At 67.8% G+C, this 26,252-nt stretch carries 21 protein-coding genes; 13 read left to right on the forward strand and 8 right to left on the reverse strand.

The annotated features are described in order from the left end of the window. Positions 1–7: 7 nt before the first annotated feature. Positions 8–862, forward strand: coding sequence for a hypothetical protein (locus AM586_RS21465; RefSeq protein ID WP_052234544.1), 855 nt, complete (start codon positions 8–10; stop codon positions 860–862). On the opposite strand, the gene AM586_RS21470 is transcribed toward AM586_RS21465, so the two are convergent. Beyond that, complete coding sequence (locus AM586_RS21470; RefSeq protein ID WP_052234543.1) at positions 859–1,761, reverse strand: LysR family transcriptional regulator; 903 nt, start codon at positions 1,759–1,761, stop codon at positions 859–861. The two genes, AM586_RS21465 and AM586_RS21470, sit on opposite strands and share 4 nt — an antisense overlap. 102 nt (positions 1,762–1,863) lie before the next feature. Here AM586_RS21470 and metE point away from each other — a divergent pair, with 102 nt between their 5' ends. Beyond that, positions 1,864–4,140, forward strand: coding sequence for a 5-methyltetrahydropteroyltriglutamate--homocysteine S-methyltransferase (gene metE / locus AM586_RS21475; protein ID WP_052234542.1), 2,277 nt, complete (start codon positions 1,864–1,866; stop codon positions 4,138–4,140). A 76-nt stretch (positions 4,141–4,216) separates the two neighbouring features. Then, positions 4,217–5,035, forward strand: a complete 819-nt coding sequence (gene fdhD, locus AM586_RS21480) for a formate dehydrogenase accessory sulfurtransferase FdhD (protein ID WP_052234541.1) — start codon at positions 4,217–4,219, stop codon at positions 5,033–5,035. A gap of 36 nt (positions 5,036–5,071) precedes the next feature. On the opposite strand, the gene AM586_RS21485 is transcribed toward fdhD, so the two are convergent. Next, positions 5,072–7,375 (reverse strand): FdhF/YdeP family oxidoreductase, encoded by a 2,304-nt coding sequence (locus AM586_RS21485; RefSeq protein ID WP_082439433.1) that lies wholly within the window; start codon positions 7,373–7,375, stop codon positions 5,072–5,074. A 118-nt stretch (positions 7,376–7,493) separates the two neighbouring features. On the opposite strand from AM586_RS21485, the gene AM586_RS21490 reads away from it, so the two are divergent. Beyond that, complete coding sequence (locus AM586_RS21490) at positions 7,494–8,951, forward strand: PLP-dependent aminotransferase family protein (RefSeq protein WP_229411314.1); 1,458 nt, start codon at positions 7,494–7,496, stop codon at positions 8,949–8,951. Here AM586_RS21490 and AM586_RS21495 read toward each other — a convergent pair. After that, complete coding sequence (locus tag AM586_RS21495) at positions 8,948–9,754, reverse strand: formate/nitrite transporter family protein (RefSeq protein ID WP_052234539.1); 807 nt, start codon at positions 9,752–9,754, stop codon at positions 8,948–8,950. The two genes, AM586_RS21490 and AM586_RS21495, sit on opposite strands and share 4 nt — an antisense overlap. Positions 9,755–9,930: 176 nt before the next feature. Here AM586_RS21495 and AM586_RS21500 point away from each other — a divergent pair, with 176 nt between their 5' ends. Beyond that, complete coding sequence (locus AM586_RS21500) at positions 9,931–10,215, forward strand: hypothetical protein (protein WP_082439831.1); 285 nt, start codon at positions 9,931–9,933, stop codon at positions 10,213–10,215. Between the two features lie 7 nt (positions 10,216–10,222). On the opposite strand, the gene moaA is transcribed toward AM586_RS21500, so the two are convergent. Together moaA and AM586_RS21510 are read right to left on the reverse strand one after the other, a co-directional pair. Next, positions 10,223–11,260, reverse strand: a complete 1,038-nt coding sequence (gene moaA, locus AM586_RS21505) for a GTP 3',8-cyclase MoaA (RefSeq protein ID WP_082439434.1) — start codon at positions 11,258–11,260, stop codon at positions 10,223–10,225. An 81-nt stretch (positions 11,261–11,341) separates the two neighbouring features. Further along, positions 11,342–12,364, reverse strand: coding sequence for an asparaginase (locus AM586_RS21510; protein ID WP_052234538.1), 1,023 nt, complete (start codon positions 12,362–12,364; stop codon positions 11,342–11,344). Between the two features lie 318 nt (positions 12,365–12,682). On the opposite strand from AM586_RS21510, the gene AM586_RS21515 reads away from it, so the two are divergent. Then, the gene (locus tag AM586_RS21515; protein WP_052234537.1) at positions 12,683–13,054 is read left to right on the forward strand and encodes a hypothetical protein; all 372 of its coding nucleotides are present in this window, start codon (positions 12,683–12,685) and stop codon (positions 13,052–13,054) included. A gap of 76 nt (positions 13,055–13,130) precedes the next feature. Here the strand turns inward: AM586_RS21515 and AM586_RS21520 are convergent, their stop codons facing one another. Continuing rightward, positions 13,131–13,988, reverse strand: coding sequence for a pirin family protein (locus AM586_RS21520; protein ID WP_052234536.1), 858 nt, complete (start codon positions 13,986–13,988; stop codon positions 13,131–13,133). Positions 13,989–14,125: 137 nt separating this feature from the next. Here AM586_RS21520 and AM586_RS21525 point away from each other — a divergent pair, with 137 nt between their 5' ends. The 7 genes from AM586_RS21525 (at position 14,126) to AM586_RS21555 (ending at position 24,898) form a co-directional block, all read left to right on the forward strand. Further along, complete coding sequence (locus tag AM586_RS21525; RefSeq protein WP_052234535.1) at positions 14,126–15,661, forward strand: dipeptidase; 1,536 nt, start codon at positions 14,126–14,128, stop codon at positions 15,659–15,661. Between the two features lie 335 nt (positions 15,662–15,996). Then, positions 15,997–17,091 (forward strand): galactose-1-phosphate uridylyltransferase, encoded by a 1,095-nt coding sequence (gene galT, locus AM586_RS21530; protein WP_052234534.1) that lies wholly within the window; start codon positions 15,997–15,999, stop codon positions 17,089–17,091. Then, on the forward strand, positions 17,088–18,191 hold the full coding sequence (locus tag AM586_RS21535; protein WP_052234533.1) for a Xaa-Pro peptidase family protein: 1,104 nt from the start codon (positions 17,088–17,090) through the stop codon (positions 18,189–18,191). The genes galT and AM586_RS21535 overlap by 4 nt, the downstream gene beginning before the upstream one ends. Beyond that, positions 18,188–19,288 carry a galactokinase gene (gene galK, locus AM586_RS21540; protein ID WP_060566708.1) on the forward strand — a complete coding sequence of 367 codons (1,101 nt, stop codon included), beginning with the start codon at positions 18,188–18,190 and terminating at the stop codon, positions 19,286–19,288. The genes AM586_RS21535 and galK overlap by 4 nt, the downstream gene beginning before the upstream one ends. Then, on the forward strand, positions 19,275–21,095 hold the full coding sequence (locus AM586_RS21545; RefSeq protein WP_047827143.1) for a glycoside hydrolase family 2 protein: 1,821 nt from the start codon (positions 19,275–19,277) through the stop codon (positions 21,093–21,095). The genes galK and AM586_RS21545 overlap by 14 nt, the downstream gene beginning before the upstream one ends. A gap of 191 nt (positions 21,096–21,286) precedes the next feature. Next, entirely contained in the window at positions 21,287–23,917 is a 2,631-nt protein-coding gene (locus tag AM586_RS21550) for an NAD(P)-binding protein (RefSeq protein WP_047827142.1), read from the forward strand. Between the two features lie 3 nt (positions 23,918–23,920). Beyond that, on the forward strand, positions 23,921–24,898 hold the full coding sequence (locus tag AM586_RS21555) for a TraB/GumN family protein (RefSeq protein ID WP_052234532.1): 978 nt from the start codon (positions 23,921–23,923) through the stop codon (positions 24,896–24,898). 38 nt (positions 24,899–24,936) lie between these two features. Here AM586_RS21555 and AM586_RS21560 read toward each other — a convergent pair whose 3' ends face one another. Further along, a complete protein-coding gene (locus tag AM586_RS21560) occupies positions 24,937–25,683 on the reverse strand; it encodes a hypothetical protein (protein ID WP_060566710.1) in 747 nt (248 codons plus the stop codon). 165 nt (positions 25,684–25,848) lie between these two features. Continuing rightward, positions 25,849–26,250, reverse strand: a complete 402-nt coding sequence (locus AM586_RS21565) for a VanZ family protein (RefSeq protein WP_047827141.1) — start codon at positions 26,248–26,250, stop codon at positions 25,849–25,851. Positions 26,251–26,252: the final 2 nt, after the last annotated feature.

A 26,252-nucleotide genomic window follows, 5' to 3' on the forward strand; every position in this document is an offset into this window, starting at 1 on the left:
GGCGTAGATGCCGCAAGCCGCACTGCTGACTGTCCACGGAATGGGGGAGACGAAGCGCGACTACGCCGAGAAGCTGTTCGAGGCGGTAGCGGCGCGCCTGGGGCCGCTGTCGGGCCGGGTCGATTACCGCTCGATCTACTACCAGGACATCCTCAAGCCCAACCAGGAAACCGTATGGGCCAAGGTGAACGACACGACGCGCCTGCACTATGCCGACCTGCGCCGCTTCCTGCTGTTCGGCTTCGGCGACGCCGCCGGGCTGGAGAACCGCAAGGAGATCGAGGGCTCGGTCTACGAACTGGCGCAGGCGGCGATCGCGCGCCAGCTGCTGGGCGTGGCCAGGCAGGACCCGGAAACCCGCGTGGTGTTCCTGGCGCAGTCGCTGGGCTGCCAGGTGCTGTCCAGCTATCTCTATGACGCGCAGAAGGCGGCCGCCGGCGGACGGGTGGCGGCGGGCGTGTGGCAGGACATCGACGGCTGGGCCATGCGCGCGCTGGGTGCGCGCCTGAGCGACGCCGACCGGCGCTTCATGGCCGGCGGCACCTGCGGCGCCCTCGTCACGACCGGCTGCAACATCCCGATCTTCGTGGCCGCCCACAAGGTCATGGACATCAAGCCGATCGCGCGGCCGACCCCGGGCTTCGAGTGGATCAACCTGTACGACCCGGACGACGCGCTCGGCTGGCCGCTGCAGCCGCTGTCTCCGGGCTATGCCGAGCTGGTCGACGACCGCGCGATCAATGCGGGGCAGGGTGCGGTCACCTGGATCCTGAAGAGCTGGAATCCGCTGTCCCACACGGCCTACTGGGGCGACGCCCAGGTGCTCGACGTGCTGGTGCAGCGGCTGCGCGCCGCGTTCTAGCGATCCGGCGCGCCGGCTCCTGTCGCGCGCGCCTTGGCGACGAAGGCGCGAAGGTAATCGACGTCGCCGTCGGCCTCGCGCACCCCCAGGAACAGCTGCTTGGCGACGCCGCGTTCGCCCAGCCGCACCGATGTGAGCGCCATCTTGGGCGCGTATTCCTCCACCAGCCAGCGTGGCAGGGCGGTCACGCCGCGCCCGGCGGCCACCATTTGCAGCAGGATGTCGGTGGTCTCGATGACCTTGTGCTTGCGCGGCAGGCACCCGGCCGGCAGCAGGAACTGGTTGTAGATGTCGAGGCGCTCGACCGCGACCGGATAGGTGATCAGGACTTCCTCCGCCAGTTCGTGCGGCATGACGTGGTCGCGTCCGGCCAGCCGGTGTGCGCCCGCAAGCACCAGCACCTGCTCGTAGTCGAACACCGGCTCGAAGCGCAAGCCCGGCTTGTGCACGGGATCCGGCGTGACCAGGATGTCGATCTCGTAGCCGAACAGGGCGCCGATGCCGCCGAACTGGAATTTCTGCTTGACGTCGACGTCGACGTCCGGCCAGTCGGCCAGGTAAGGCGCGACGACCTTCAGCAGCCACTGGTAGCAGGGATGGCATTCCATCCCGATGCGCAGGGTGCCGCGCTGGCCTTGCGCGTACTGCCGCATCAGTTGTTCCGCATGCTCGAACTGCGGCAGCAGGCGGTTGGCCAGGCCGAGCAGGTATTCGCCGGCCTGAGTGAGCCGCAGGCTGCGTCCTTCGCGCAGCCACACGTCGGTGCCGAGCTGCTGTTCGAGCTTCCTGACCGTGTGGCTGAGCGCCGATTGGGTCAGGCACAGTACGTCTGCCGCCGCCGTCAGGGAACCCTGGCGGGCGACCTCGCGGATGAGGGCCAGGTGAATGCGTTCAAGCATGCTGAATCATGAAGAAAGTTAATGGATTAATGAAATATTACCATTTTTATTCATGAGTTCCCTTGACTATGATGCATACCATTCTCACTAGGACTCATCGACATGGTCACCACACACAATCTCGGATACCCCCGCATCGGCGCCCGGCGCGAACTGAAATTTTCCCTCGAGCAGTATTGGAAGGGGGCGGCCTCGCAAACCGAGCTGGAAGCGCTCGGCATCCGGCTGCGCCAGCGGCATTGGCGGGAGCAGGCCGGGCTGGACCTGGCGCCGGTCGGCGACTTTTCACTGTACGACCAGGTGCTCGACATGAGCTTTACGCTGGGGAACGTTCCGGCGCGTGCGCGTCGCCAGGCGGGGACCGAGCTCGACACCTATTTCCGGGTCGCGCGCGGCCGCTCGGCGCACGACGCGGACTGCGCCTGCGCCCATGCGGGGGAGATGACCAAGTGGTTCGACACCAACTACCACTACATCGTGCCCGAGTTTTCCGCTGCGACCGAATTCTCGCTGGACGCATCGCGCCTGCTGGCGCAGCTGCGTGAAGCGCGTGCGCTCGGCGTGCCGGCCAAGCCGGTCATCCTCGGACCGGTCAGCTATCTGTGGCTGGGCAAGGCCAAGGACCAGTCCGACCGGCTGGCCCTGTTGCCGCGCCTGCTGCCGGTCTACGCCGCGTTGCTGGAGCAGCTGGCGCTGGAAGGCGCCGAGTGGGTCCAGGTCGACGAGCCGGTACTGGTCACGGAGCTCGACGGCGCCTGGCGCCAGGCCTTCGCCAGCGCGTACGAGAGCCTGCGCGAATCGCCGGCCAAGCTGCTGCTGGCGACGTATTTCGGCACGCTGCAGGACAACCTCGACCTGGCGTGCGGCTTGCCGGTGCAGGGCTTGCATGTCGACGCCGTGCGCGGTCGCGCCGAAGTCGACGAGGTGGTGCGGCGCTGGCCGCGCGATCGCGTGCTGTCGCTGGGCGTGATCGATGGCCGCAACGTCTGGAAGACCGACCTGCACGCGACCCTCGAATGGCTGGAGCCGATCCATGGGCTCCTGCGTGAGCGCTTGTGGATTGCCCCGTCCTGCTCACTGTTGCACGTGCCGGTCGACCTGGACGGCGAGCAGGGCCTCGACCGCGAGATCCGCTCCTGGCTCGCCTTCGCACGCCAGAAGCTGGATGAGCTCAGGGTGTTGGGCGTGGCGCTGAACAAGGGCCGCGTGGCGGTGCAGGATGCATTGGTCGCGAACCATGCGGCGGTCAGCAGCCGGCAGCGCTCGGCGCGGGTGCACGACCCGGAGGTCAAGGCGGCGCTGGGCGGCATCTCCGCCGCGCTGGGGCGGCGCTCCAGCGCATACGCGGCGCGGGCGGCCAGGCAGGCGGCGCTGCTTCGCCTGCCGGCTTACCCGACCACGACGATCGGCTCCTTCCCTCAGACCGCCGAGATCCGGGAGGCCCGCAAGCGCTTCCGCCAGGGTGTGCTGGACGAAGCGGCCTACCGGGCGCTCATGCGGGACGAAATCGCGCGCTGCGTGCAGGAGCAGGAAGCGATCGGCCTGGACGTGTTCGTCCACGGCGAGGCGGAACGCAACGACATGGTCGAATACTTTGGCGAGCAGCTCGACGGCTTCGCCTTCACCGAAGCCGGATGGGTACAATCCTACGGCTCGCGCTGTGTCAAGCCGCCGATCCTGTTCGGCGACGTCAAGCGGCCGCGCGCCATGACGGTCGAGTGGACCCGCTATGCGCAATCGCTGACCGACAAGCCGATGAAGGGCATGCTGACCGGCCCGGTCACCATCCTCAACTGGTCGTTCGTGCGCGACGACCAGCCACGCGCCGAGACCTGCCGCCAGCTGGCGCTGGCGATCCGCGCCGAGGTGCTGGACCTGGAACGCAGCGGCGTGCGGGTGATCCAGATCGACGAGGCCGCGCTGCGCGAAGGTCTGCCGCTGCGCCGCGCGCAATGGCGGACCCACCTGGAGTGGGCGGTCGAGTGTTTCCGCATCGCCGCCAACGGCGTGCGCGACGATACCCAGATCCACACCCACATGTGCTACTCGGAGTTCAACGACATCATCGCCGCGATCGCCGGGATGGACGCGGACGTGATCACCATCGAGACCTCGCGCTCGGACATGGAACTGCTGGACGCTTTCGAGCACTTCGACTATCCGAACGCGATCGGTCCCGGGGTGTACGACATTCATTCGCCGAACGTTCCCAGCCGCGAACACATCGAGCAGATGATGCGCAAGGCGGCGCGTCGCGTGCCGGCGCAGCGCCTGTGGGTCAATCCCGACTGCGGCCTGAAAACCCGCGGATGGGACGAGGTGCGCCCGGCGCTGCGCAACATGGTCGACGCCGCCCGCAGCTTGCGCGAAGCCGCCTGAGCGTCGAACTGTATTCCCGCGCCGCGGCGGCTTCTGTACGCGCCGCGCCGGACCCGGCCGGCCTACCATCGGGAGCATGAGAGATATCATTTCAGACGATGCCGCGCCGGTGGGACCGGCCGGCTTCCAGCTGCGGTCGATCGTGCGCCACCGCGGCGACAGCCGGGGCGAGGGGCACGACAGCGTGGCGGAGGAGATGCCGCTGGCGCTGGTGGTCAACGGCATTTCGCACGTGGTCATGATGGTCACGCCGCGCGACCTCGAGGCCTTCGCGGTCGGCTTCGCGCTGACCGAGGGGCTGGTCGACAGCCGGGCGCAGATCTACGATGCCGAGCTGCGCATCCACGCGCGCGCGGCCGAGGTCGAGCTGACCGTCGCGCAGGAGGCGTTCCAGCGCCTCAAGGGACGGCGGCGGGCGCTGGCCGGGCGTACCGGCTGCGGCGTGTGCGGCATCGAAAGCCTTGCGCTGCTCGACCTGGCGCCGGAAAAGATGGCGCCGGCGGCGCTGCCCGCGGACCTGGTGACGGCCATCGCGCGCGCCGCCGCGGAACTGCCGCGGCACCAGACCCTGATGCGCGAGACCGGGGGCGTGCACGCCGCCGCCTGGTGCGGGCATGACGGCGCCATCGCCGCCGTGTTCGAGGACGTCGGCCGCCACAACGCGCTCGACAAGCTGGTGGGGCACCTGGCGCTGCAGGGTATCGACCTGCGCAGCGGCTTCGTCTTCATGTCGAGCCGCGCCAGCTACGAGCTCGCGCGCAAGACCGCGCGCATGGGCATCCCGATGCTAGCGACGATCTCGGCGCCCAGTTCGCTGGCGGTCGACATCGCGGCGCAGGCCGGCTTGAAGCTGGCCAGCTTCTGCCGGCAGGATGGGTTTGTCGAATATACGTGACGCTGAAGGTCGTCCCCGCCTGCGCGGGGACGACCTTCAGGCGCTGGCGCTGAGCAGCACCGGGATGGATTTCGAGGTCGGGGTGCCGGCGCCGGTGGCCACGCTGTCGAGCGGCACCAGCGGGTTGGTCTCGGGGTAGTAGGCGCCGAGGCAGCCGCGCGGGATGTCGTATTCGACCAGCATGAAGCGCTCGGCGCGGCGTTCCACGCCATCGTCCCACACGCTGGTGATGTCGACCCACTGGCCAGCCTCCAGGCCGAGCATCTCCAGGTCCAGCCGGTTCGCGAACAGCACCCGGCGCATGCCGAACACGCCGCGGTAGCGGTCGTCCATGCCGTAGATCGTGGTGTTGTACTGGTCATGGGAACGGGTCGTCATCAGGACCAGCAGCCGCTCGCCGTGGCGCGCACGCGCGCGATGGATCGGCGTGTCCTTGTCGATCGCATGCACCACGAACTGCGCCTTGTTGCTGGCGGTGACCCACTCGCGCTCGCGCGAAGCGACCTTCAGGTGGAAGCCGCCAGGCACCGCCACCCGGGCGTTGTAGTCGTGGAAGCCGTCGATCGAGCGCTCGATCGCGTCGCGGATGCGCGCGTAGTCGCCGGCGTACCAGTTCCAGTCGACTTTGCCGCTGCCCAGCGTGGCCTCGGCCATGCCGGCCACGATCGCCGGTTCCGACAGCAGCTTCGGCGAGGCCGGCTTGTTCATGCCGTACGAGATGTGCACCATGCTCATCGAATCCTCGACCGTCACGCCCTGTGGGACGCCCTGCTGCAGGTCGATCTCGGTGCGTCCCAGCGTCGGCAGGATCAGCGCGTCCTTGCCGTGCACCAGGTGGCTGCGATTCAGCTTGGTGGTCACGTGCACCGTCAGCGCGCACGAACGCAGCGCCTGGAAGGTGAGCGGCGTGTCCGGGGTGGCGATCGAGAAGTTGCCGCCCAGCCCGATGAAGACCTTGACCCGGCCGTCCAGCATGGCCTTGATGGTCTCGACGACGTCGTAGCCGTGGTGGCGCGGCGGCTCGAAGCTGAATGCCTTGCCGAGGCGGTCGAGGAAGGCCTGGGATGGCTTTTCCTCGATGCCGACGGTGCGGTCGCCCTGCACGTTGGAGTGCCCGCGCACCGGGCACAGGCCGGCGCCGAGGCGGCCGATGTTCCCGCGCATCATCATGAGGTTCGACAGCAGCTGGATCGCTCCCAGCGAATTCTTGTGCTGGGTCAGGCCCATGCCCCAGGTCGCGATCACGCGCTCGCCCTTGACGTAGACCTGGGCCAGCCGTTCGAGCTGCTCGCGCGAGACGCCCGATTCGGCCAGGATGTCGTCCCAGCTCTCGGCGCGCAGGTCGGCCGCGAAGGCCTCGTAGCCGGTGGTGTGCTGGGCGATGAAGTCGACATCGACCACGCGCGCCAGGCCGGCTTCGCGCGCCGCATCGTCCAGCTCGACCACGCGCTTGGCGAGGCCCTTGATCAGGGCCAGGTCGCCGGCCAGTTTCGGCTGCACGAACAGGGTGCTGATCGCGGTGCTGGAGTTGGTCAGCATCTCCAGCGGCGCCTGCGGGTCGGTGAAGCGTTCCAGGCCGCGCTCCTTGAGCGGGTTGATCGAGACGATGGTGGCGCCGCGCTTGGCGCAGGCGCGCAGTTCGCCCAGCATGCGCGGATGGTTGGTGGCCGGGTTCTGGCCGAAGATCAGCAGCGTGTCGGCGTGTTCGAAGTCTTCCAGCGTGACGGTGCCCTTGCCGACGCCGACCGTGCCCGGCAGGCCGCGGCTGGTCGGCTCGTGGCACATGTTCGAACAGTCCGGGAAGTTGTTGGTGCCGTACATGCGCACGAACAGCTGGAACAGGAAGGCCGCCTCGTTGCTGGCGCGGCCGGAGGTGTAGAAGGCGGCCTGGTTCGGGTCGGGCAGGGCCTGCAGGTGGCGTCCGATCAGCGCGAAGGCATCGGACCAGGCGATCGGGATGTACTTGTCGCTGGCGCTGTCGTAGACCATCGGGTCGGTCAGGCGGCCGTGCCGCTCCAGCTCATAGTCCGACTGCTGCATCAGCTCGGCCACGGTGTGGCGCGCGAAGAATTCGGGGCCGACGCGCTTGCCGGTCGCTTCCGCGGCGACCGCCTTCACGCCGTTTTCGCAGAATTCGAAGGTCGAGGCATGCGCGCGGTCCGGCCAGGCGCAGCCCGGGCAGTCGAAGCCGTCCGGCTGGTTCTGCCGGAACAGCGTCTTGTAGTTGCTGCCGCTGACCTTTTCCCTGAACAGGTTGATCGCCACCTGCTTGACCGCACCCCAGCCGGCCGCGGCATGGGTGTACGGGGCGACGAAACCTTCCTTTTCAATTTTTCCCACCTTTGGCTCCTGTATCTGGCAGGCCGCTAGAGTACGCCCCGCGGCCCGGCGGCAGCGTGCACAAAACCGTTTTGATAAGGGGAGTACAGTAAGGCGACAAGCCCGGCAGCAGCGGCCCTTGGGCTATACTGCCGGCGTGCCCAAACTCTATGAAACGCTTGCCGCCGAGATCGAAACCCAGATCGCCAACGGCGTGCTGCTCGAAGGCGAAAAGATTCCCTCGGTCCGCCAGACCAGCCAGCATCACAAGCTGAGCATCACCACGGTGCTGCGCGCATACGTACTGCTGGAAAGCCGCGGCATCATCGAGAGCCGGCCGCAGTCCGGCTATTTCGTGCGCCGGCGCGTCCGGCAGCCGGCGCCGGCATCCACGCACGCCCCGGCGCCGCTGATGCTCTCGTCCGAGGTCGACGTCAGCCGGCTGGTGCTCAAGACCCTGCGTTCGATCCGGGCCGACGGCGCCGTTCCGCTCGGCTCGCCGTATGCGGATCCGTCCCGCTACCCATGGAAGCGCCTGAGCCAGTACGCCAACGCGATCGCGCGCCGCCACCAGGAGTGGAGCGTGATGAACGACCTGCCGCCGGGGAATCCGCAACTGATCCGCCAGATCGCGCGCCGCCATCTCGAGAACGGGCTGGCGGTGGACCCGGGCGAAATCATCGTCACGGTCGGCGCGACCGAGGCGATCAACCTGTGCCTGCAGGCGGTGGCGCGGCCGGGCGACACCATCGCGGTCGAGTCGCCGACCTATTACGCGATGCTGCATGCGATCGAGCGCCTCGGCATGCGTGCGGTCGAGGTGGTGACGGACCCGAAGGAGGGCATCGACCTCGATGCCCTGGCCACGGTCATCGCCGAACAGAAGATCGCCGCCTGCATGGTGATGCCGAACTTCCAGAATCCGCTCGGGTTCCAGATGAGCGACGAGCGCAAGCGCGCGCTGGTGGACTTGCTGGCCGCGCACGATATCCCGGTCATCGAGAACGACGTCTACCACGAGCTGTATTACGGCGACAGCCATCCGACCTCGCTCAAGACCTTCGACACCAAGGGGCTGGTGCTGTACTGCGCCTCGTTCTCGAAGAACCTGACGGCGGCCTACCGGATCGGCTGGTGCCTGCCGGGGCGCTACACGGCGGATGTGGAAAAGCTGAAGTTCCTGAATACCCTCGCGACCTCGTCCCTGCCGCAGCTGGCGATCGCCGAATACCTGCAGAACGACGGCTACGACGCCCACCTGCGCAAGATGCGCAAGGCCTTCGCCCAGCAGGCGCGCATCATGGCGGCCGCGGTGCTGCGCTTCTTCCCGGAGGGGACGCGGGTGAGCGAACCGAAGGGCGGTTATGTGCTGTGGGTGGAATTGCCCGGGCGGGTCGATGCAATGAAGCTGTACGCGCGCGCCCTCGAGGAGGGCATCACGGTCGGTCCGGGAAATATGTTCTCGGCGCGCGGCAGCTTCAAGCATTTCATCCGGTTGAACTACAGCTATCCGTGGAGCGCCGCCATCGAAGCCGCGGTCAGGCGGCTCGGACGCCTGGTTGGCGAACTGGCGCAGGAATCGTCCCCGGACGTCTAGCGCTCGCGCAGCGGGGCCGCCTTGGCCGTGCCGCACGATGCCAGCGCGGCCTGCGACTGGGCCCAGTAGCCGGCGCCCACCATCAGCATGCCGCCGATCGCGTTGCCGAGCGTGACCCAGCCCAGGTTGGCGAGCACGCCGCCCAGGGGGACGTCGGCGGCGCCGCCGAGCATGGCCAGGGCGAAGGTGAACATGTTCGCGATCGAATGCTCGAAGCCGCAGGCGGCAAACATCATCACCGGCCAGAACACCAGTCCCAGCCTGGCGCTGTCGCTGCTGGTGCGCGCGCACATCCAGACCGTCAGGCAGACCAGCCAGTTGCACAGGATCGCCTTGAACAGCAGCGCGATCGCCGGCGCGTTCGCCTTGGCCGCCGCGGTTTTCGTGAACAGCGCCGCGCCGTCGGTCAGCAGGACGCCGCCGCCGGCCAGCTTCAGGATCGCCGCCAGCACCACGGCGCCCACCAGGTTGCCGAACCAGCAGTGCGCCAGGGTGCCCAGCACATCGCTTGCGCTGGCCTTGCGGCGCAGCCAGGCCAGCGCCATCTGCATGGTCAGGCCGGTGAACAGGTGGCCGCCGGCGAAGGTGATCAGGGTCAGGCCGAGCGCGAACACCGCGCCCATGACCAGGCGCGCCCAGGCCGGGTCGGCGTGCGCACCGACGGTGAACATGAGGATCGCGCCGAAGCCGACATAGGCGCCGGCCATCGCGCTGCCGATCAGGAAGGAAAACGGCCGGGTGCGGGCCTGCTGCGCGCGCTGGACCCCGGTATCGGCGAGCTGGTCAATCGTCGTGTCGAACATGGCAAGGCTTTCGGATACTGTGCTGCAGAAGGCCGCTAGTGTAGGCGCAGGCGCGGCGCAGTCAGCGGTACAGAATTGTCTGTGTGAAAGGAATACAGTCGGGCAGGCACTGTGCGTTTCGTGAGCCGATGGATCTGTATTCCTTGCCTGTGCGGCGTTCGGATTATGCTGCGGCGATGGATGCGATCAATGTAGATGACCTGGGGATGAACGAGGGCGAGCTGCTGCTGGCCGGCCTGCTGGAACAGTTGTGGCGGATGGCGTTGGAGGCGCCGGCCAGGCCCTGTTCGCTGGCCAGGGTCAGCAAGCGCGTGCACCGCCCGATGAGCGCACTGATGCGGCAATTGAGCCTGCTGTCGGAAGCCGGCCTGGTCGCGGTCGACGCGCGCGAGGAGGGCGGCGGGAGCGTGGCCTTGACGGCGGCCGGCCGCGCATTATGCGCAGAATGGTTCGGCGCTTAGGAGGGGGCTAGCCGCCAACCAGCGACATGCGCACCACCGGATAGCGCTTGGCGCCGCCGTCGGCCCGCAGCGTGCCGCGCTGTTCGGAATAGCGGTCGGCGCGTGTTTGCCAGCTGACGCGGATTGCCTGCTCCAGCTGTCCGGCCCGGCCTTCGCGCAGCAGGGAACGCAGGTCGACCGAACGCGTGGCGAACAGGCACAGGAACAGCTTGCCGTCGGCGCTGACCCGGGCGCGGGTGCAGTCGCCGCAGAACGGCTTTGATACGCTGGCGATGAAGCCGACCTCGCCGCCGCCGTCGGCGTAGCGGAAACCGTCGGCGGTATCGCTGGCGCGGCCTGCCTGCGGGACGAGGGCGAATTCGCCCTCGATCAGGGCGCGCATCCCGGCCGCCGTCACGACCTGGTCGAGCAGCCAGCCGTCGGCGCCGCCGACGTCCATGTATTCGATGAAGCGCAGGTTGACGCCGCTGTGGCGGAAGTGGCGCGCCAGCGGCAGGATCTGGTGTGCGTTGCGGGACTTGTCGATCACCGCATTCACCTTCACCGGCGCCAGTCCGGCGGCCAGCGCGGCCTCGATCCCGTCGAGCACCCGGCCTACCGGGAAGTCGACATCGTTCATGGCGCGGAACACGGCGTCGTCGAGCGCGTCGAGGCTGACGGTCACGCGCGCCAGGCCCGCATCCTTCAGCGTGCGCGCCTGCGCCGCGAGCAAGGCGCCGTTGGTCGTCATCGCGATCTCGACCGGCTTGCCGGCCGGGGTCTCCAGGCGCGCCAGCGCTTCGACCAGGCGCGGCAGGTCCTTGCGCAACAGCGGTTCGCCGCCGGTGATCCGGATCTTTTCCACGCCCAGGCGGACGAAGGCTGTCGACAGCGTCAGCATCTCGTCGAAGGACAGGCGCTCCGCCGCGCGCAGGAAGGGGTAGTCGCGCGTGAAGACCTCCTTCGGCATGCAGTAGGTGCAGCGGAAATTACACTGGTCGATGACGGAAAGCCGCAAGTCCTTCAGGGGACGCTGCAAGGTGTCGATTGCTACGGAGTCGTTCATGACCCGAGGATAGCAGCGCCCGCGTGCGCCGCGTGCATACAGTCGGGCCGCGGCGCGGCCAGTACAGTTCTTCCTGCCGGCTCAGGCCGGCTGCAGCGTGAACACGGCGCGGACCTCGCCGGCGGGCGTGCCGCGCGCATTCAGGATCGCCGGGGCGCGCCAGGGTTCGAGCAGTCGGCGGCGGTGCGCGTCCAGCAGGCCGAGCTGCTCGAGCACGCTGAAGGTCGAGGGGTGCAGGGCGCGGACGGCGCCGTCCGCCACCTTGATCGCGATCCCCAGCCCGGCCGAGCGGACGCCGATCGCCTGCACGGCGTCGGCGCCGATCTTCGCCACCCAGTCGCCCTGGCCCGCGTTCATCCACGCCAGGTCGGTGCGGGCTTCGCCGGACACCATGTCGGGCCGCTTCGTCATCGCATCGAACAGGTCGCCCAGCGCGCTGCCCAGGCGCGCGTCCCGGCCGCCCTGCGCCAGGCGCGCGTACAGGTGGGCCAGGCGCGCCAGCGGCATCGCATAATTCGGCGCCGAGCAGCCGTCGATGCCGGTCGGCAGGGACTCCTCGTTCATCTGCACGGCCTCGGCCAGGGTGCTGCGGATCGCCCGTTGCAGCGGGTGCTGCGGGTCGACGTAGCCGCGGGTGGGCGCGCCGTGCAGGCGGCACCAGGCCAGGAAACCGCTGTGCTTGCCCGAACAGTTGTGGTGCACGGTGCGCCAGCGCCGGTCGGCCGGGACCGGCAAGCCGACCGCGTCGTAGTACAGCGGGGTGGCGCAGCCGCATTCGAGGTGGCTCTCGTCGAGGCCGGCCTTGTCGAGGATGGATTCGACCCCGGCCAGGTGCTTTTCCTCGCCCGAGTGGCTGGCGCACAGCAGCGCCAGTTCGTCGAGCGTGAGTCCGAAGCGCGCCGGGCCGTCGGCCAGCACGAAGGGCAGGGCCTGGAAGGGCTTCAGGGCCGAACGCGTGAAGACCATCGCGTCCGGATCGCCGCTCGAATACAGCAGGCGGCCGGCGGCGTCGACCACGGCGATGGAACCGAAGTGGATGTTCTCGACCGGATAGCCGGTCTCGGGAAAGCCACGGGTGGTGGCGACGAGCGGGACTGGATGCATGGATGGCGATGTGGCGATGGTGGCAATGGGTGAACTCTAGCGGATCGCGGCAGGCGACGGTGCACGTCATTTTTTGTGGCTTTTTTTGTATGTATTGCCAACATCTTGACGCCTGTTTTCGACGTTTCATCCCGCGTTTTCGACGCTTCGGCAGATCACCGCAGACACCGCCGCGGGCTGTGAATACACTGGTTTCACTCGCCGCACATTCTACGATGCGGCGATACGAAAAACGGTGGACCTTCGGCGCTATCGACGATTGTTTGGATAAAGCAAGAATGGTCCGATATTCATTTCGAATCGTGCATTGGAGTAATCATGAACTTGAAAAAAGTACTGGCCTTCCTCGGCGCCGCCGCCGTCTCTTCCATGGCCCTGGCCGACAGTGCGCTGCCGGTGTCCGTGAGCGCCGACGGCAATACGGTCCTGGTGCAGGGCAACGCCAGCCCGGTGGTCCACCTGACCGTGGCCCAGGCCAAGGATGCGGTCGGATCGTTCGCGCTGCAGGACGGCCGTACGCTGAGGCTGACGAGCCGTAACAGCACCCTGTTCATGGAAGTGGACGGCAAGCGCGAAAAGCTGCTGCCGCTGTCCCCGACCGAATTCGTGGCCCGCGACAGCGGCGCGCGGCTCGCGCTCGACCAGCAGGCCTACCCCGACAAGGTACTGCTGACCCAGTTCCGCCGCTGACGGATGATCGAATGAAGAATCACGGCCGGCCTGGCCGCTGGGACCGGGCCGGCGTTTTTCATGCCTGCGATGCGCGTCAGATCGCGTCGCCGAAGCGCCCGGCCTGGTAGTCGAGGATCGCCTGGTTGATCTCTTCGCGCGTGTTCATCACGAAGGGACCGTGCGAGACCACCGGTTCGCGGATCGGCGCGGCATGCCCGAGCAGCAGCAGGGAATCATGGTCGGCGCGCAGCGACAGCTCGTCGCCCTGGGGTTCGAACTCGGCCAGGTGGAAGGCGCTGACGAGGTCCGGCGCCGCCTCGATCACGCCGCGTACCACGTAGAGGAAGATGTTGCGGTCGAGCAGGTCGTTCATGTAGAAGGTCGAACCGGCCTTCATCTCGACCAGGCTCATGAAGACGCCGGTGAGCGACTCGATCGGCCCGGTCACGCCGCCGTAGCTGCCCGACACCAGGTGCATGCGCACCGTGCCGTCGTCGCTTTCCACCACGGGAATCTGCTCGCGCTGCAGGCCGACATAGCGCGGCTCCGTCATCTTCAGGCTGGGAGGCAGGTTCACCCACAGCTGCAGGATCTCGAGCGGGCCGCCGCGCTGCATGAATTCGCGCGGCGACACTTCGGCGTGCACGATGCCGCGTCCCGCCGTCATCCACTGCACGCCGCCCGGGCCGATCACGCTTTCGTGGCCGGCGCTGTCGCGGTGGGCCAGCAGGCCGTCGAGGATGAAGGTGACGGTCTCGAAGCCGCGGTGCGGGTGCGGGCCGAAGGGCAGGCCGCCGTTGTGCGCCGGGTAGACCTGGGGGCCGTGGTGGTTGAGGAACAGGAAAGGATCGATCTGGTCGATGTGCGGCCCCGGCAGCGGACGCTGGGTGATCAGGTCGCCGATGTCGTCGCGCATGGCGGGGTGCACCCGCTGGATGGTCTTGTAGGTCATGTCCTTCTCGTGTTGTTCGCCTTGCTCCATACGATACCCGATTACCCGCCCCCGGCGGCGCGCGGCGCTCGCCATCGCCGTGCTAGACTCCTTGCGCTTATGCAACAAGCTTAATGCAACAAGGAGACAGGCTTCACATGAAAACAAGACAGACCCTGGCCGCGCTGGCGCTGGCCTTCAGCGCCGGCGCGAACGCAGCGAGCGCTGCCGGCGCCGCACCGGCGGCCGTGCCGGGCGAGGCCGCGGTGAAGGCCGCCAAGCATGCCGTCAACGCCTACCGCGACGATGTCGTCGATACCCTCGCCAGGATGGTCAGCTTCAACACGGTGGCCGATAAAGACGTGCCCTTCGAGCGCAATCCCCAGCACACCGGCTTCAAGAATTACCTCAAGGGCGAGGCGGCGCGCCTCGGCTTCGACTTCGCCGACTACGGCCATGTGATGGTGATCGGCCTCGGCGCAGCTGACGCCCCCGAGCGCGTCGGCATGATCGCGCACGGCGATGTGCAGCCGGTCGATCCCGCCAAGTGGAAGAAATCGCCTTTCGAGCTGGACCGCACCAGCGAGCCGGGCAAGCTGCTGGCGCGCGGCGCCGAGGACGACAAGGGCCCGATCGCCACCGCCCTGTACGCGATGAAGTCGCTGAAGGACCTGCAGCTGCCGCTGTCCAAGCGCATCGAGCTGTACGTCTACATGGCCGAGGAATCGGACTGGGATCCGCTGGTCGCTTTCGTGAAGACGCATACGCTGCCGCAGGTGAACATCACCCTCGACGCCGAGTACCCGGCGGTGACGGCGGAGAAGGGCTACGGCACGGTCGCCGTGAGCTTCCCGGCGGCGGCGGCGCCCGCGGGCGAGCCGGCCGTGGCGCAGTTCGGCGGCGGCTTCTTCGGCAGCCAGATCCCCGAGGATGCGCACGCCCTCATCGCCAACGCCAGCCCGGCCCTGGAAGCCCAGATCCGGCAGCGCGCGGCGAAGCAGACCGGCATGCGCTACACCTTCGAACGCAAGGGCGGCGAGCTCGCGGTCACTGCCAAGGGCGTGTCGGCGCATTCGTCGAAGCCGGAGGACGGCCTGAACGCGATCAGCATGCTGGCCGATGCGCTGGCCGTGCAGGCCTGGCCGGACAACGCCGCCGGCGCGCTGGTCAACTTCCTCAACGAGATGGTCGGGACCGGCTACCTCGGCGAGAAGTTCGGCAGCATCGCCTACCGCGACAGCTTCATGGGACCGATGACTTTCGCCCCGACCGTGATCCGCCAGAAAGGCGAGAGCCCCGAACTGTCGATCAACATCCGCCGCCCGCAAGGCAAGAGCGCGCAGCAGCTGTCCAACGAGATCAATGCCGCGCTGGCGCAGTGGCAGGGCGCGCATGGGTCGATACAGCTGCTCGACACCAAAGTGCAGATCGGCGACCCGTGGATCCAGCACGACGCGCCGCAGCTGCCGGTGCTGATGAAGGTGTTCTCGTACTTCACCGGCGTGAAGGATCCGAAGCCGGTCGCGGTCGGCGGCGGCACCAACTCGCGCCTGTTCCCGCACGCCGTCAGCTTCGGTCCGGCCATGCCGCACACGGTCTATACCGGCCATTCCGAGCATGAGTTCATCACTCTCAAGCAATTGCTCTTGAACTTGGAGATGTATACGGCCGTGCTGGCCGAGCTCGCGCAGTAAGAGAGGCCCCGCCGCGCGCTTCGACACCGTGTGTTGACGTGTAGGTCGAAGTCCCGCCAAAACCTGCGATTTTTTCTAATCGTTCTGTAGGTTTGGACCTACAAAGCATCCCTTTTCATAGGGAAGAATTACCCCTGCCCGGCGCTCTCCCTAGGAGAGTGGGCAGCCGGGCCTGTCGGCGCCGGAAGCCCTCCGCATGAGCTTGTTGATGCCCGGAAAAGCTCTTGCTTACACCTGGAAATAGTGGCGAAAACGCCATGTTAGGATCGGTTCCTGACCGCGACCGCGATACCGAAGTCGCCTTGCCTATCCCGACATGCCCGACCACTATCGCCATGCATATCCAAGAACTCGTAAAACCAGACGGACGACAACTCACCCTCTACAGTAACCAGCCGATCCCGGCCGGCCTTGTTGCACCGAGCCCCTTTCCTGATCCGCAAAATGCGAATCCGCACCTGCGCTGGCATCCGCTGCGCGGCGAGTGGGTGACCTATGCGGCGTTCCGCCAGAACCGCACCTACCAGCCGCCGCCGCAGTACAACCCGCTGGCCGCGACCAGCGATCCGGCGCACCCGACCGAGATGCCGGCCGGCGACTACGAGATCGCGGTGTTCGACAACCGCTTCCCCTCGCTGGCGCTGGATTCCCATGATCCGCCCACGCTGACGGTGCCGACCGCGCCCGCCAACGGCAAGTGCGAGGTGGTGGTGTTCACCCAGGATCCGCAGGCCGCGCTGGGCAAGCTGCCGCTGTCGCGCATCGAGCTGCTGCTGCAGGTGTGGGGCGACCGCACCACCCGGATCGGCGGCCAGCACCACATCCAGTACGTGCTGCCGTTCGAGAACCGCGGCGCGGAAGTGGGCGTGACCCTGCACCACCCGCACGGCCAGATCTACTGCTATCCGTTTGTGCCGAGCGTGCCGGCGCGCCAGTTGGCCCAGGAGCGCGAGTACTACCTGCAGCATGGCTCGAGCCTGCTGTGCGACATGGCGCGCGACGAGGCCGCCGACGGCAAGCGGGTGCTGTACCAGGACGACCATGCGATCGCCTTCGTGCCGGCCTGCGCGCGCTATCCCTACGAAGTCTGGGTGATGCCGACCGCGCCCTGCAAGGACTTTGCCGCGCTCACCCCGCCGCAGCGCGAGAGCCTGGCGCGCGCGCTGAAGACCGTGCTGCTCAAGTACGACCACCTGTGGGACCGTCCTTTCCCCTACCTGATGGCCTGGTACCAGGCGCCGACCGACGGCGCCGAGCACCCGGAAACCCAGCTGCACTGCCAGTTCTACCCGCCGTACCGCACCCGCGACCGCCTCAAGTACCTGGCCGGCACCGAGCTGGCGGCCGGCATGTTCGCGATGGACGTGCTGCCCGAAACCACGGCCTACGAATTGCAGCAGGTCGAGGTCGACCTGGAGGACGGCGCATGAGCGTCACGGCCGATCCGCTGACGGTGCGCGGCGCGGAAGCCGCGGCCAAGCTGGCGCTGCTGCGCGAAGCGCTGGCCCAGCTCGGGGCCGGCGCGATCCGCCTGCGCGGCGAGGACTGGTTTGCCTGGGCCACCGCCGGCGGCATGCCGCTGGCGCCGGACGGCTGCGAGAGCGGGGTGGCGGAGCTGTTGGTCACGCCCGACGAAGCCTGCGTGCTCACCGACGAGGCCGAGGCCGAGCGCCTGCGCCTGGAAGAGGTGCCGGCCGGCTTCACTTTCCACGGCGCGCCCTGGACCGACGCCGAGCTGCACGAGACCTATGTGCTGGGCACGGCCGGCGGGCGCCCGGTGCTGTCCGACCGTCCCGGGCCGAACGAGCAGCCGCTGCCTGCCGGCCTGAAGCTGCGCCGCATGGTGCTTGGGTTCGAAGAGCAGGAACGCTACCGCCAGCTCGGCCGCGAGGCCGCCGAGGCGATCGGTGAAGCGCTGCGCGCGGCGCGCCCGGACTGGACCGAATACCAGCTGGCCGGGGAGGGGGCGCGCGCCCTGCTGCGGCGCGGCATCCAGCCATCGCTGGTGCTGGCCGCCGGCGAACGCCGCCTGGGCAAGTGGCGCCGCCCGACGCCCTCGCACGAACCGCTGGGCGCGCGCGCCACGCTGTCGTGCTGCGCGCGCCGGCATGGCCTGGTCGCGCGGCTGTCGCGCTCGGCCAGCTTCGGCGGGCTGCCTGCCGAGCAGGACGAACTGCTGCGCCTGGAATCGACCGGGCTCGATGCGGTGCGCGCCGGGCAGTCGCTGGCCGCCGTGTACCACGCGTTCGAGGCCGCCTACCGCCACGCCAACCGGCCGGACGCGATCCGCGAGCGGCCGCAGGGCGGCATCGTCGGCTACCAGGCCTGCGAACTCGTGGCCAGCCCCAGCACCGCGACCGGGCTGGAGACCGGCATGGCCTTCGCGTTCAACCCCGGCTTCGACGGCATCGGGATCGAAGACACCTTCCTGCTCGGCGCGACCGGGCTGGAGAACCTCACGCTGGACCCGCAGTGGCCGGCGGTGAACATCGGCGGCCGCATGCGGCCGCGCTGGCTGGAGCTGACATGACAAGTGCAGAAACCTTCTTCGGCGGCGCCCCGGAGGCGTGCGCATTCGCTCCCGGCCGGGTCAACCTGCTGGGCGAACACACCGACTACAACGACGGCTTCATGCTGCCGGTGGCAACGCCGCAGCGCACCAGCGTGGCGCTGGCGCGCAGCCAGGACGACCAGCACCACCTGTACTCGGGCACGCTGGACGGCAACGTGAGCTTCGCCGCGAAAGGCGGCAGCGCGCCACAGGGCTTCGGCAGCTATATCGAAGGCTGCATCCGCCTGGTCGAGGCGAACGGGGTCGAGGTCCCGCCGCTGCGCGTGTTCGTCACCACCGAGCTGCCGGTCGGCTCGGGCCTGTCGTCCTCGGCCGCGCTCGAAGTGGCGACCCTGCGCGCGCTGCGCCAGCTGCTCGGCTTCGAGCTCGACAACGTGAAGCTGGCCCAGATCGCCCAGCGCGCCGAGATCGAATATGCGCGCGTCAACTGCGGGATCATGGACCAGATGGCGTCCAGCCTGTGCGATGAACGGAACATGCTGTTCATCGACGCCCGCACCCTCGAGCACCGGCTGGTGCAGATGCCCGAGGGGACCGAGCTGATCGTGATCGACTCCGGCGTGCCGCGCACCCTGGCCGCCAGCAAGTACAACGAACGCCGCGCCGAGTGCGAGGAAGCGTCCCGCAAGCTGGGCGTGACCGCGCTGCGCGATGTCACCGACCCTTCGGTGCTCGAGCAGCTGCCCGAGCCGCTGCGCCGGCGCGCCCGCCACGTGGTGCTGGAAGACCTGCGCGTGCTGGAGGCGGCCGGCGGCGTCTCGGCCGAGCGCTTCGGCGAGCTGATGAACGCCTCGCACGACAGCCTGCGCGACGATTACGAAGTTTCCATTCCCGAGCTCGACCGGCTGGTGGAGGCCTTGCGCGCCGCCCCGGGCGTGCTTGGCGCGCGCCTCACCGGCGCCGGCTTCGGCGGGGCCTGCGTGGCCCTGTGCCGCACCGGCCAGGCAAGAAGCGCAGCAGAAGTCGCACTCTCCAATTACAACAAAGAGGGACAGAAGGGACGCATCCTGATCCCGGTCCCGACCCAAGGAAAGGAACACAATGAGCCAGTTTGAGTACCCCCGCCCCCAGCTGGTACGCGACAATTGGATCAATCTGAACGGCAAGTGGCGCTTCCGTTTCGACGACGAGGTCAGCTGCAGGATGCCCGAAGGCGTCACCGGCTGGACCCATGAGATCAATGTGCCATTCGCGCCGGAGACGGAAATGTCCGGCATCCAGGACACCGGCTTCCACCGCTTCTGCTGGTACGAGCGTGACTTCGAACTGATGCCGTCCGAAAAGCGCGCGATCCTGCACTTCGGCGCGGTCGACTATGCCGCCCGGGTCTGGATCAACGGCCAGCTGGTGGCGGAACACGAGGGTGGCCATACGCCGTTCTCGGCCGACATCACCCAGGCCCTGAAAGCCGACGGCAAGCAGGTCGTGACCGTGTTCGTCGAGGACGATCCGGCCGACCTGGCCAAGCCGCGCGGCAAGCAGGACTGGCTGCTGGAGCCGCACTCGATCTGGTATCCGCGCACGACCGGCATCTGGCAGACCGTCTGGGTCGAACAGGTCTCGCGCACCTTCATCCGCTCGCTGCGCTGGACCCCGATCTTCGAGACCTTCGAGATCGGCTGCGAGGTGTTCGCCGGCGGCGACATCCAGGAACACATGTTCGTCGAGGTCAAGATCTGGCACGGCGAACAACTGCTGGCCGACGACAACTACAAGCTGCTGCAGGGCGAGGCGAACCGCAAGATCGCGCTGTCCGACCCCGGCATCGACGACTCGCGCAACGAGCTGCTGTGGAGCCCGGAGCGGCCGACCCTGCTCGACGCCGAGGTGATCCTGCGCTGCGGCGACCAGGTGGTCGACCACATCAAGTCCTACACCGCCCTGCGCGCCTTCCACATCAACCGCGACCGCCTGCTGCTGAACGGCCGCCCGTATCCGCTGCGCCTGGTGCTGGACCAGGGCTACTGGACCGAATCCTTCATGACCGCGCCCTCCGACGAGCACCTGAAACGCGACGTCGAGCTGGCCAAGATGATGGGCTTCAACGGCGTGCGCAAGCACCAGAAGATCGAGGATCCGCGCTACCTGTACTGGGCCGACAAGCTGGGCCTGCTGGTATGGGAGGAGATGCCTTCGGCCTACCGCTTCTCGCCGCATGCGATCAAGCGCATCGTCAAGGAATGGACCGAGGCGATCGAGCGCGACTACAGCCACCCCTGCATCATCGTCTGGGTGCCGTTCAACGAATCCTGGGGCGTGCCGAACCTGACGCTGACCCAGGCGCACCGCAACGCGGTCGAGGCGCTGTACCACCTGACGCGCACCCTCGACGCGACCCGCCCGGTGATCGGCAACGACGGCTGGGAAGCCTCGGCCACCGACATCCTGGGCATCCACGACTACGACAGCGATCCGGAAAAGATCAAGGCGCGCTACGAGGTCAGCGACCCCGTGCGCACGCTGTTCGACCAGCGCCGTCCAGGCGGACGCATCCTGACGCTGGACGGTTTCCCGCACCGCGGCCAGCCCATCGTGCTGACCGAATTCGGCGGCATCGCCTTCGATCCGAACGCGACCCCCGAGGATGGCACCTGGGGCTACACCCGTGCCCATACGGCCGAGAGTTATCACGCGCTGTACCAACGCCTGCTGAAAGTGGTCAACGAGACCTTCATGTTCAGCGGCTTCTGCTACACCCAGTTCGCCGACACCTTCCAGGAAGCCAACGGCCTGCTCAACGCCGACCGCACCCCCAAGCTGCCTTTCGAGGTCATCAGTGCGGCGACCCGCAACGTCCCGCTGCATCCCAAGCAGGACGTTGAAAAGGAGGGAGAAGGACCAGCCGGCGGGCGCCCGGAATAACCTAACGCGCGTTGCAGCTTCGGTTTGCGATGCGCGCTGTACCGTAAGTACAGCTGCGCTTCTCAACCGAATCTGCGGCCGCTCGCGACGGTTCTTCCGGGCGCTTTGGAGCCGGTGGTCGGTCTGCAGCACCGAAATTTTGAATTCACCGACCGCCCGTGCTCCATACGGGCCTTGAAGGAGCCATCATCATGACAACGATCGTCGTTTTCAGCCACCTGCGCTGGGATTTCGTGTTCCAGCGGCCGCAGCACCTGCTGTCGCGCCTGGCGCAGCATTATCCGGTCCTGTTCGTCGAGGAGCCGGAATACGACAGCGGCGCCCCGTTCATGCAGCGGTCCCAACCCGCGCCGAACGTGACCGTGTGCCGCGCGCACACTCCGATCCATGCCAAAGGCTTCCATGACGACCAGCTGCGCCTGCTGCAGCCCATGGTGGGGCAGCTGGCACCGCCGGGCGAGCAGCTCATCGCCTGGTTCTATACGCCGATGGCCTTGCCCCTGCTGCAGTCGCTCCAGCCCGCGCTGGTGGTCTACGACTGCATGGACGAGCTGGCCTCGTTCAAGAATCCGCCGAAGCAGCTGCTGCAGCGCGAGAGTGCGCTGCTGAACATCGCCGACATGGTGTTCGCCGGCGGTCCCAGTCTCTACGAAGCGAAGAAGAACCGCCACCCGAACGTGCACTGCTTTTCCAGCAGCGTCGACGTGCTGCATTTCCAGCAGGCGCTCGACCGGTCGCGCGTCCACCCGCAGCAGAAGGATATCCCGCATCCGCGCCTCGGCTTCTACGGGGTGCTGGACGAGCGCTTCGATCCCGACCTGGTCGGCGCAATCGCCGACGCCCATCCGGACTGGCAGGTCGTGCTGGCCGGCCCGATCGTGAAGATCGACGAGGAACGCCTGCCGCGCCGCGCCAACATCCATTACCTGGGGCAGCAGCCCTATGCGGCCTTGCCCGAGCTGCTGGCCGGCTGGGACGTCTGCCTGATGCCCTTCGCGATCAACGAAGCGACCAGGTTCATCAGCCCGACCAAGGTGCTGGAATACATGGCGGCCCAGCTGCCGATCGTGAGCACGCCGATCGCCGACGTCGCCAATCCCTACGGCCACGTGGTCGCGATCGCCAGCGGGGCGCGCGAGTTCGTCGCGGCCTGCGAAGCGGCCCTGGCCCAGACGCCGGAACAGCGCGCGCGCATGATCGACGCCATGAACGCCATCGTCGCCGCCACGTCCTGGGACAACACGGCGAAGCACATGCACGAGCTGCTGGAGTCGACGCCGGCGCGCAGCGAGGGCACGACCGCGCAGCGCGCCGCGAACGCGCACGCGGTTTCACAGGCGAGCCTGCCGCCGGCCCAGGCTGCCGGGGCATCCTCGCCCAAGGTCAATCCACTGCGCAGCCAGGGCGCGCGCCACGTCGGCACCGTGATCGTCGGCGCCGGCCCGACCGGGTTGTCGGCCGCCTACCACCTGGGCGCGGACACGCTGCTGCTGGACCGCAACGAGACCGTCGGCGGCTGGTGCCGCTCGATCGAAGACCATGGCTTCACCTTCGATCACGCCGGCCACATCATGTTCTCGAACGACCCCTATGTGCTGAAGATGTACGAGCTGCTGCTGGGCGATAACGTGCACTGGCAGAACCGCGAAGCCTGGATCTACAGCAAGGGCGTGCATACCCGCTATCCCTTCCAGGGCGCCTTGTACGGCCTGCCGCCCAAGGTCATCACCGAGTGCGTGATGGGCGCGATCGAAGCGCGCTATGGCGCGGATAACGACGCCGACGCCGGCGAGGCGAAGACCATCGACGACTGCTGCGCCGACGGCACTACGGACGTGTGCAATACCGACCGCTCGGTCCGGGGCCAGGTGAAGAACTTCGAACAGTTCATCTACAAGGTCTGGGGCAAGGGCATCGCCAGGCACTTCGCCATCCCCTACAACCGCAAGCTCTGGACCGTGCCGCTGGCCGAGATGGAAACGTCCTGGCTGGGCGGACGGGTGCCGCTGCCGAACCTCGAAGAGATCGTGCAGGGCGCGCTCGAACCGTCACCGAAGCCGGTCGGGCCCAACGCGCGCTTCGGCTATCCGCGCAAGGGCGGCTTCCAGGCCCTGATGAACGGGTTCCTGCCGCACATCAAGGGCAAGATCGAGCTGGGCGCCGAAGTCGTGCAGGTGCTGCCGCGCGAACACATCGTCGCCCTGGCCGACGGCCGCCGTTTCCGCTACGACGACCTGATCTCGACCATGCCGCTGCCGGAGCTGGTCAAGGCGATCGGCGACGAAGCGCCGGAAGCGGTGAGGAATGCGGCCAAGGGGCTGCGCCACGTGTCGATCCGTTGCGTCAACATCGGCATCGACCGGGTCGCGACCGACAAGCACTGGATCTACTATCCGGAAGACACGATCTTCCACCGCATCTTCGTGCAGGGCAATGCCTCGCCGGAATGCAATCCACCGGGCGGCTTCGGCTTCACCTGCGAGATCTCGTATTCGCCGACCAAGCCGCTGCCGCTGGACGGCGAGGAACTCATCGCCCGCGCGATCGAGGATTGCCGCAAGGTCGGGATGATCCGCGAGGGCGACCGGATCCTGGTCGCGAACCAGGTCGACATGCCCTATGCCTACGTGCTCTACGACCACCAGCGCGCACGCAATGTCGAGACCTGCAAGGCCTGGCTGAAGCAGTTCGACATCACCCTGGTCGGGCGCTACAGCGAGTGGGAGTACTACAACTCCGATCACGCCCTGCTGGCCGGCAAGCGCGGCGCGGAGATCGTGATGGACAAGCGCAGCCGCACCCAGAAGGTCGGCATGGAGTGAGCGATGCAGCCTTCCGCCTGGCGCCGCCGGGCGGCGGCGATGCTGGTATTGCCGTTGTCGCTGGCGCTGCCAGGGGGCATGGCGCGCGCCGGGACATCTGCCTCGGCCGAATACCTGCCCTACGGATCGGCGCCGGATAACCCGCGTCCGGTGGCGGCCCGCCACCAGGGCGGCCTGTTCCGCGTCAGCCTGGACGGGCGCGTGGCCTACCTGTTCGGCACCGTGCACATGGGCATGCGCGGCTTTTATCCCTTGCCGCCCGAGGTGCGCCGCGCCCTGGTCGGCGCCAACCGCGTGGTCGTCGAACTCGACACCCGCGTCAACGGTCCTTTCCAGCGCGCGCTGGACCTGCACGGCAGATATGCGCCGGGCGACGATATCCGCCGCCACCTGCCGGCGCCGACCCTGCGGGCGCTGACCGAGGTCCTGCACGCCCAGGGCATCAGCGTGACCAGCATGGCTTCCTATAAACCCTGGCTGGTGGCGAACCTGCTGTTGAGCATGGAGCTGGAGCGCAAAGGCTACCGCCGCAGCGAAGGCGTCGAGGCGACCCTGCTCGCCCAGGCGCGGCGGCGCGGCCTGCAGGTGACCGAGCTGGAAAGCGCCGAATACCAGCTGGCCTTGTACGACAGCATGGACGAGCGGCAGTCGGCACGCTACCTGGAGGAGGTGCTGGACGGGCTCAAGAATGGGCGTTCGCTGCGCACGGTCCAGGCGGTTCTCGATGCCTGGGCATCGGGCGATGCACACGCCCTCGACGTGGTGCTGCAGGAAAGCACGAGCGGCCCCGGCGTCGTGGCGGAGTTCACGCGCCGCGTGCTGCTGGGGCGGCGCAATCCCGACATAGCCGACCAGATCGAGCGCCTGATGCGCGAGGACAGCGTGACCTTCGTCGGCGTCGGCTTGCTGCACCTGCTGGGCGCCAACGGGCTGCCCCAGCTGCTGGCACAGCGGGGCTATCTGGTGGAGCGCGTGTATTAGAGCGCACAACGCTCTACGCGGAGCCAGGCCCCGCTTGTTTAATGCTGGATCACGCCGCCGCTCAGGCTGACCCGGTCGCCACTGCGGAAGTCCGGCGTGGTTTCCTGGGTGATCACCTGGGTGCTGCCGTCGTCCATGCGCAGTGTGACGCGGTAGACGCGATCGGACGAGGTCGAGCTGCCGGTGCTGCCGCTGGTGCCGCTGCCGCCGACCGCTGCGGCGCCGACCGAGCCTGCGCCGGAGACGCCGCTCGCCATGCGCGGGACGACTTCGACGGCCACCACGGTGGCGTTCGGGCTGGAGCTTGCCGCGGTGGACGCGGTGCTGGACGCGCCATAGGAATCCTGGCCGGTCGCGCTGGCGGTGCCGCCGGTGCCGGTATTGCTGGTGCCGGTGCCGGTGCCGCTGCCGCTGTCCGAGGTGCCGGAGGTGCCCGAGCTGCCGGAGGTACCGGAGGTACCGGAGCTGCCCGACGTGCCGGTGGCCGAGGAGCCGGTGCCGGCGCCGTGCTGGTCATAGCCGGAGCCGGTGGCGCTGCCGGAGCTGCCGGAACTGCCCGAGCTGCCGGAACTGCCCGAAGAACCGGTGCCGCCGCCCCAGCCGGCCGAACCGCTGCTGCCGGTGCCCGCGCCGGTGCCGGACATGCCGCCGCTGCCGCCGCTGCTGGTGGAGCTGCCGCTTTCCATGCCGCTGCTGTCGCCGCCCGTCATGGATTTACACGCGGGCAAGCCGAAAGCCAGCGTCAGCAAGCCTGCCAGGAGTACGCTCTGGTGTTTTGACTTCATGATCAACTCCTTCTGATGGGATGAATATATCAGGTAGGTGCGTGACGATGCCGCGTGCCACTCCGGTAAGAGGGGCGATCGGAAGCGACGTTCCAGCTGACTCGGGTTGAACATGAGCCACGTCAAGGACGTGGCGAGGCTGGGGAATTCGGAGCGGCGTCGTTCTCAGCGCTTTATGCCGGGCAGCGCTTTCGGCAGCACGGCGCACAGCAGCAGGGACACCAGGATGGCCGAGCTGCAATCCACGGCCCAGTCGCGCACGTCGGCGCCGCGGTAGGGGAAGAAGCTCTGGATGAATTCGTCGCCGGCCCCCATCAGGGCGATCGCCAGCACGGCCTTGACGGCGCGCGCGGCAGGGCTGCCGCTGCTGCCCAGGAAGCACAGGCAGGCGAGGACGGCATAGGCGATGGAATGCAGCACGACGCCTGGCGCATAGTGGCCGATGTCGGCGCGTGCACCGGGAATATTGCCGGCCACGATGATGGTCAGGTACATCAGGGCGGCGCAGCCAAGGCAGGCAAAACGGAAGCGCGGATGCGTGAGAAAACTGGACAGCACGACGGTCATGG

Origin of the sequence: Massilia sp. WG5 (assembly GCF_001412595.2) — a bacterium.
Lineage (GTDB): Bacteria > Pseudomonadota > Gammaproteobacteria > Burkholderiales > Burkholderiaceae_D > Telluria.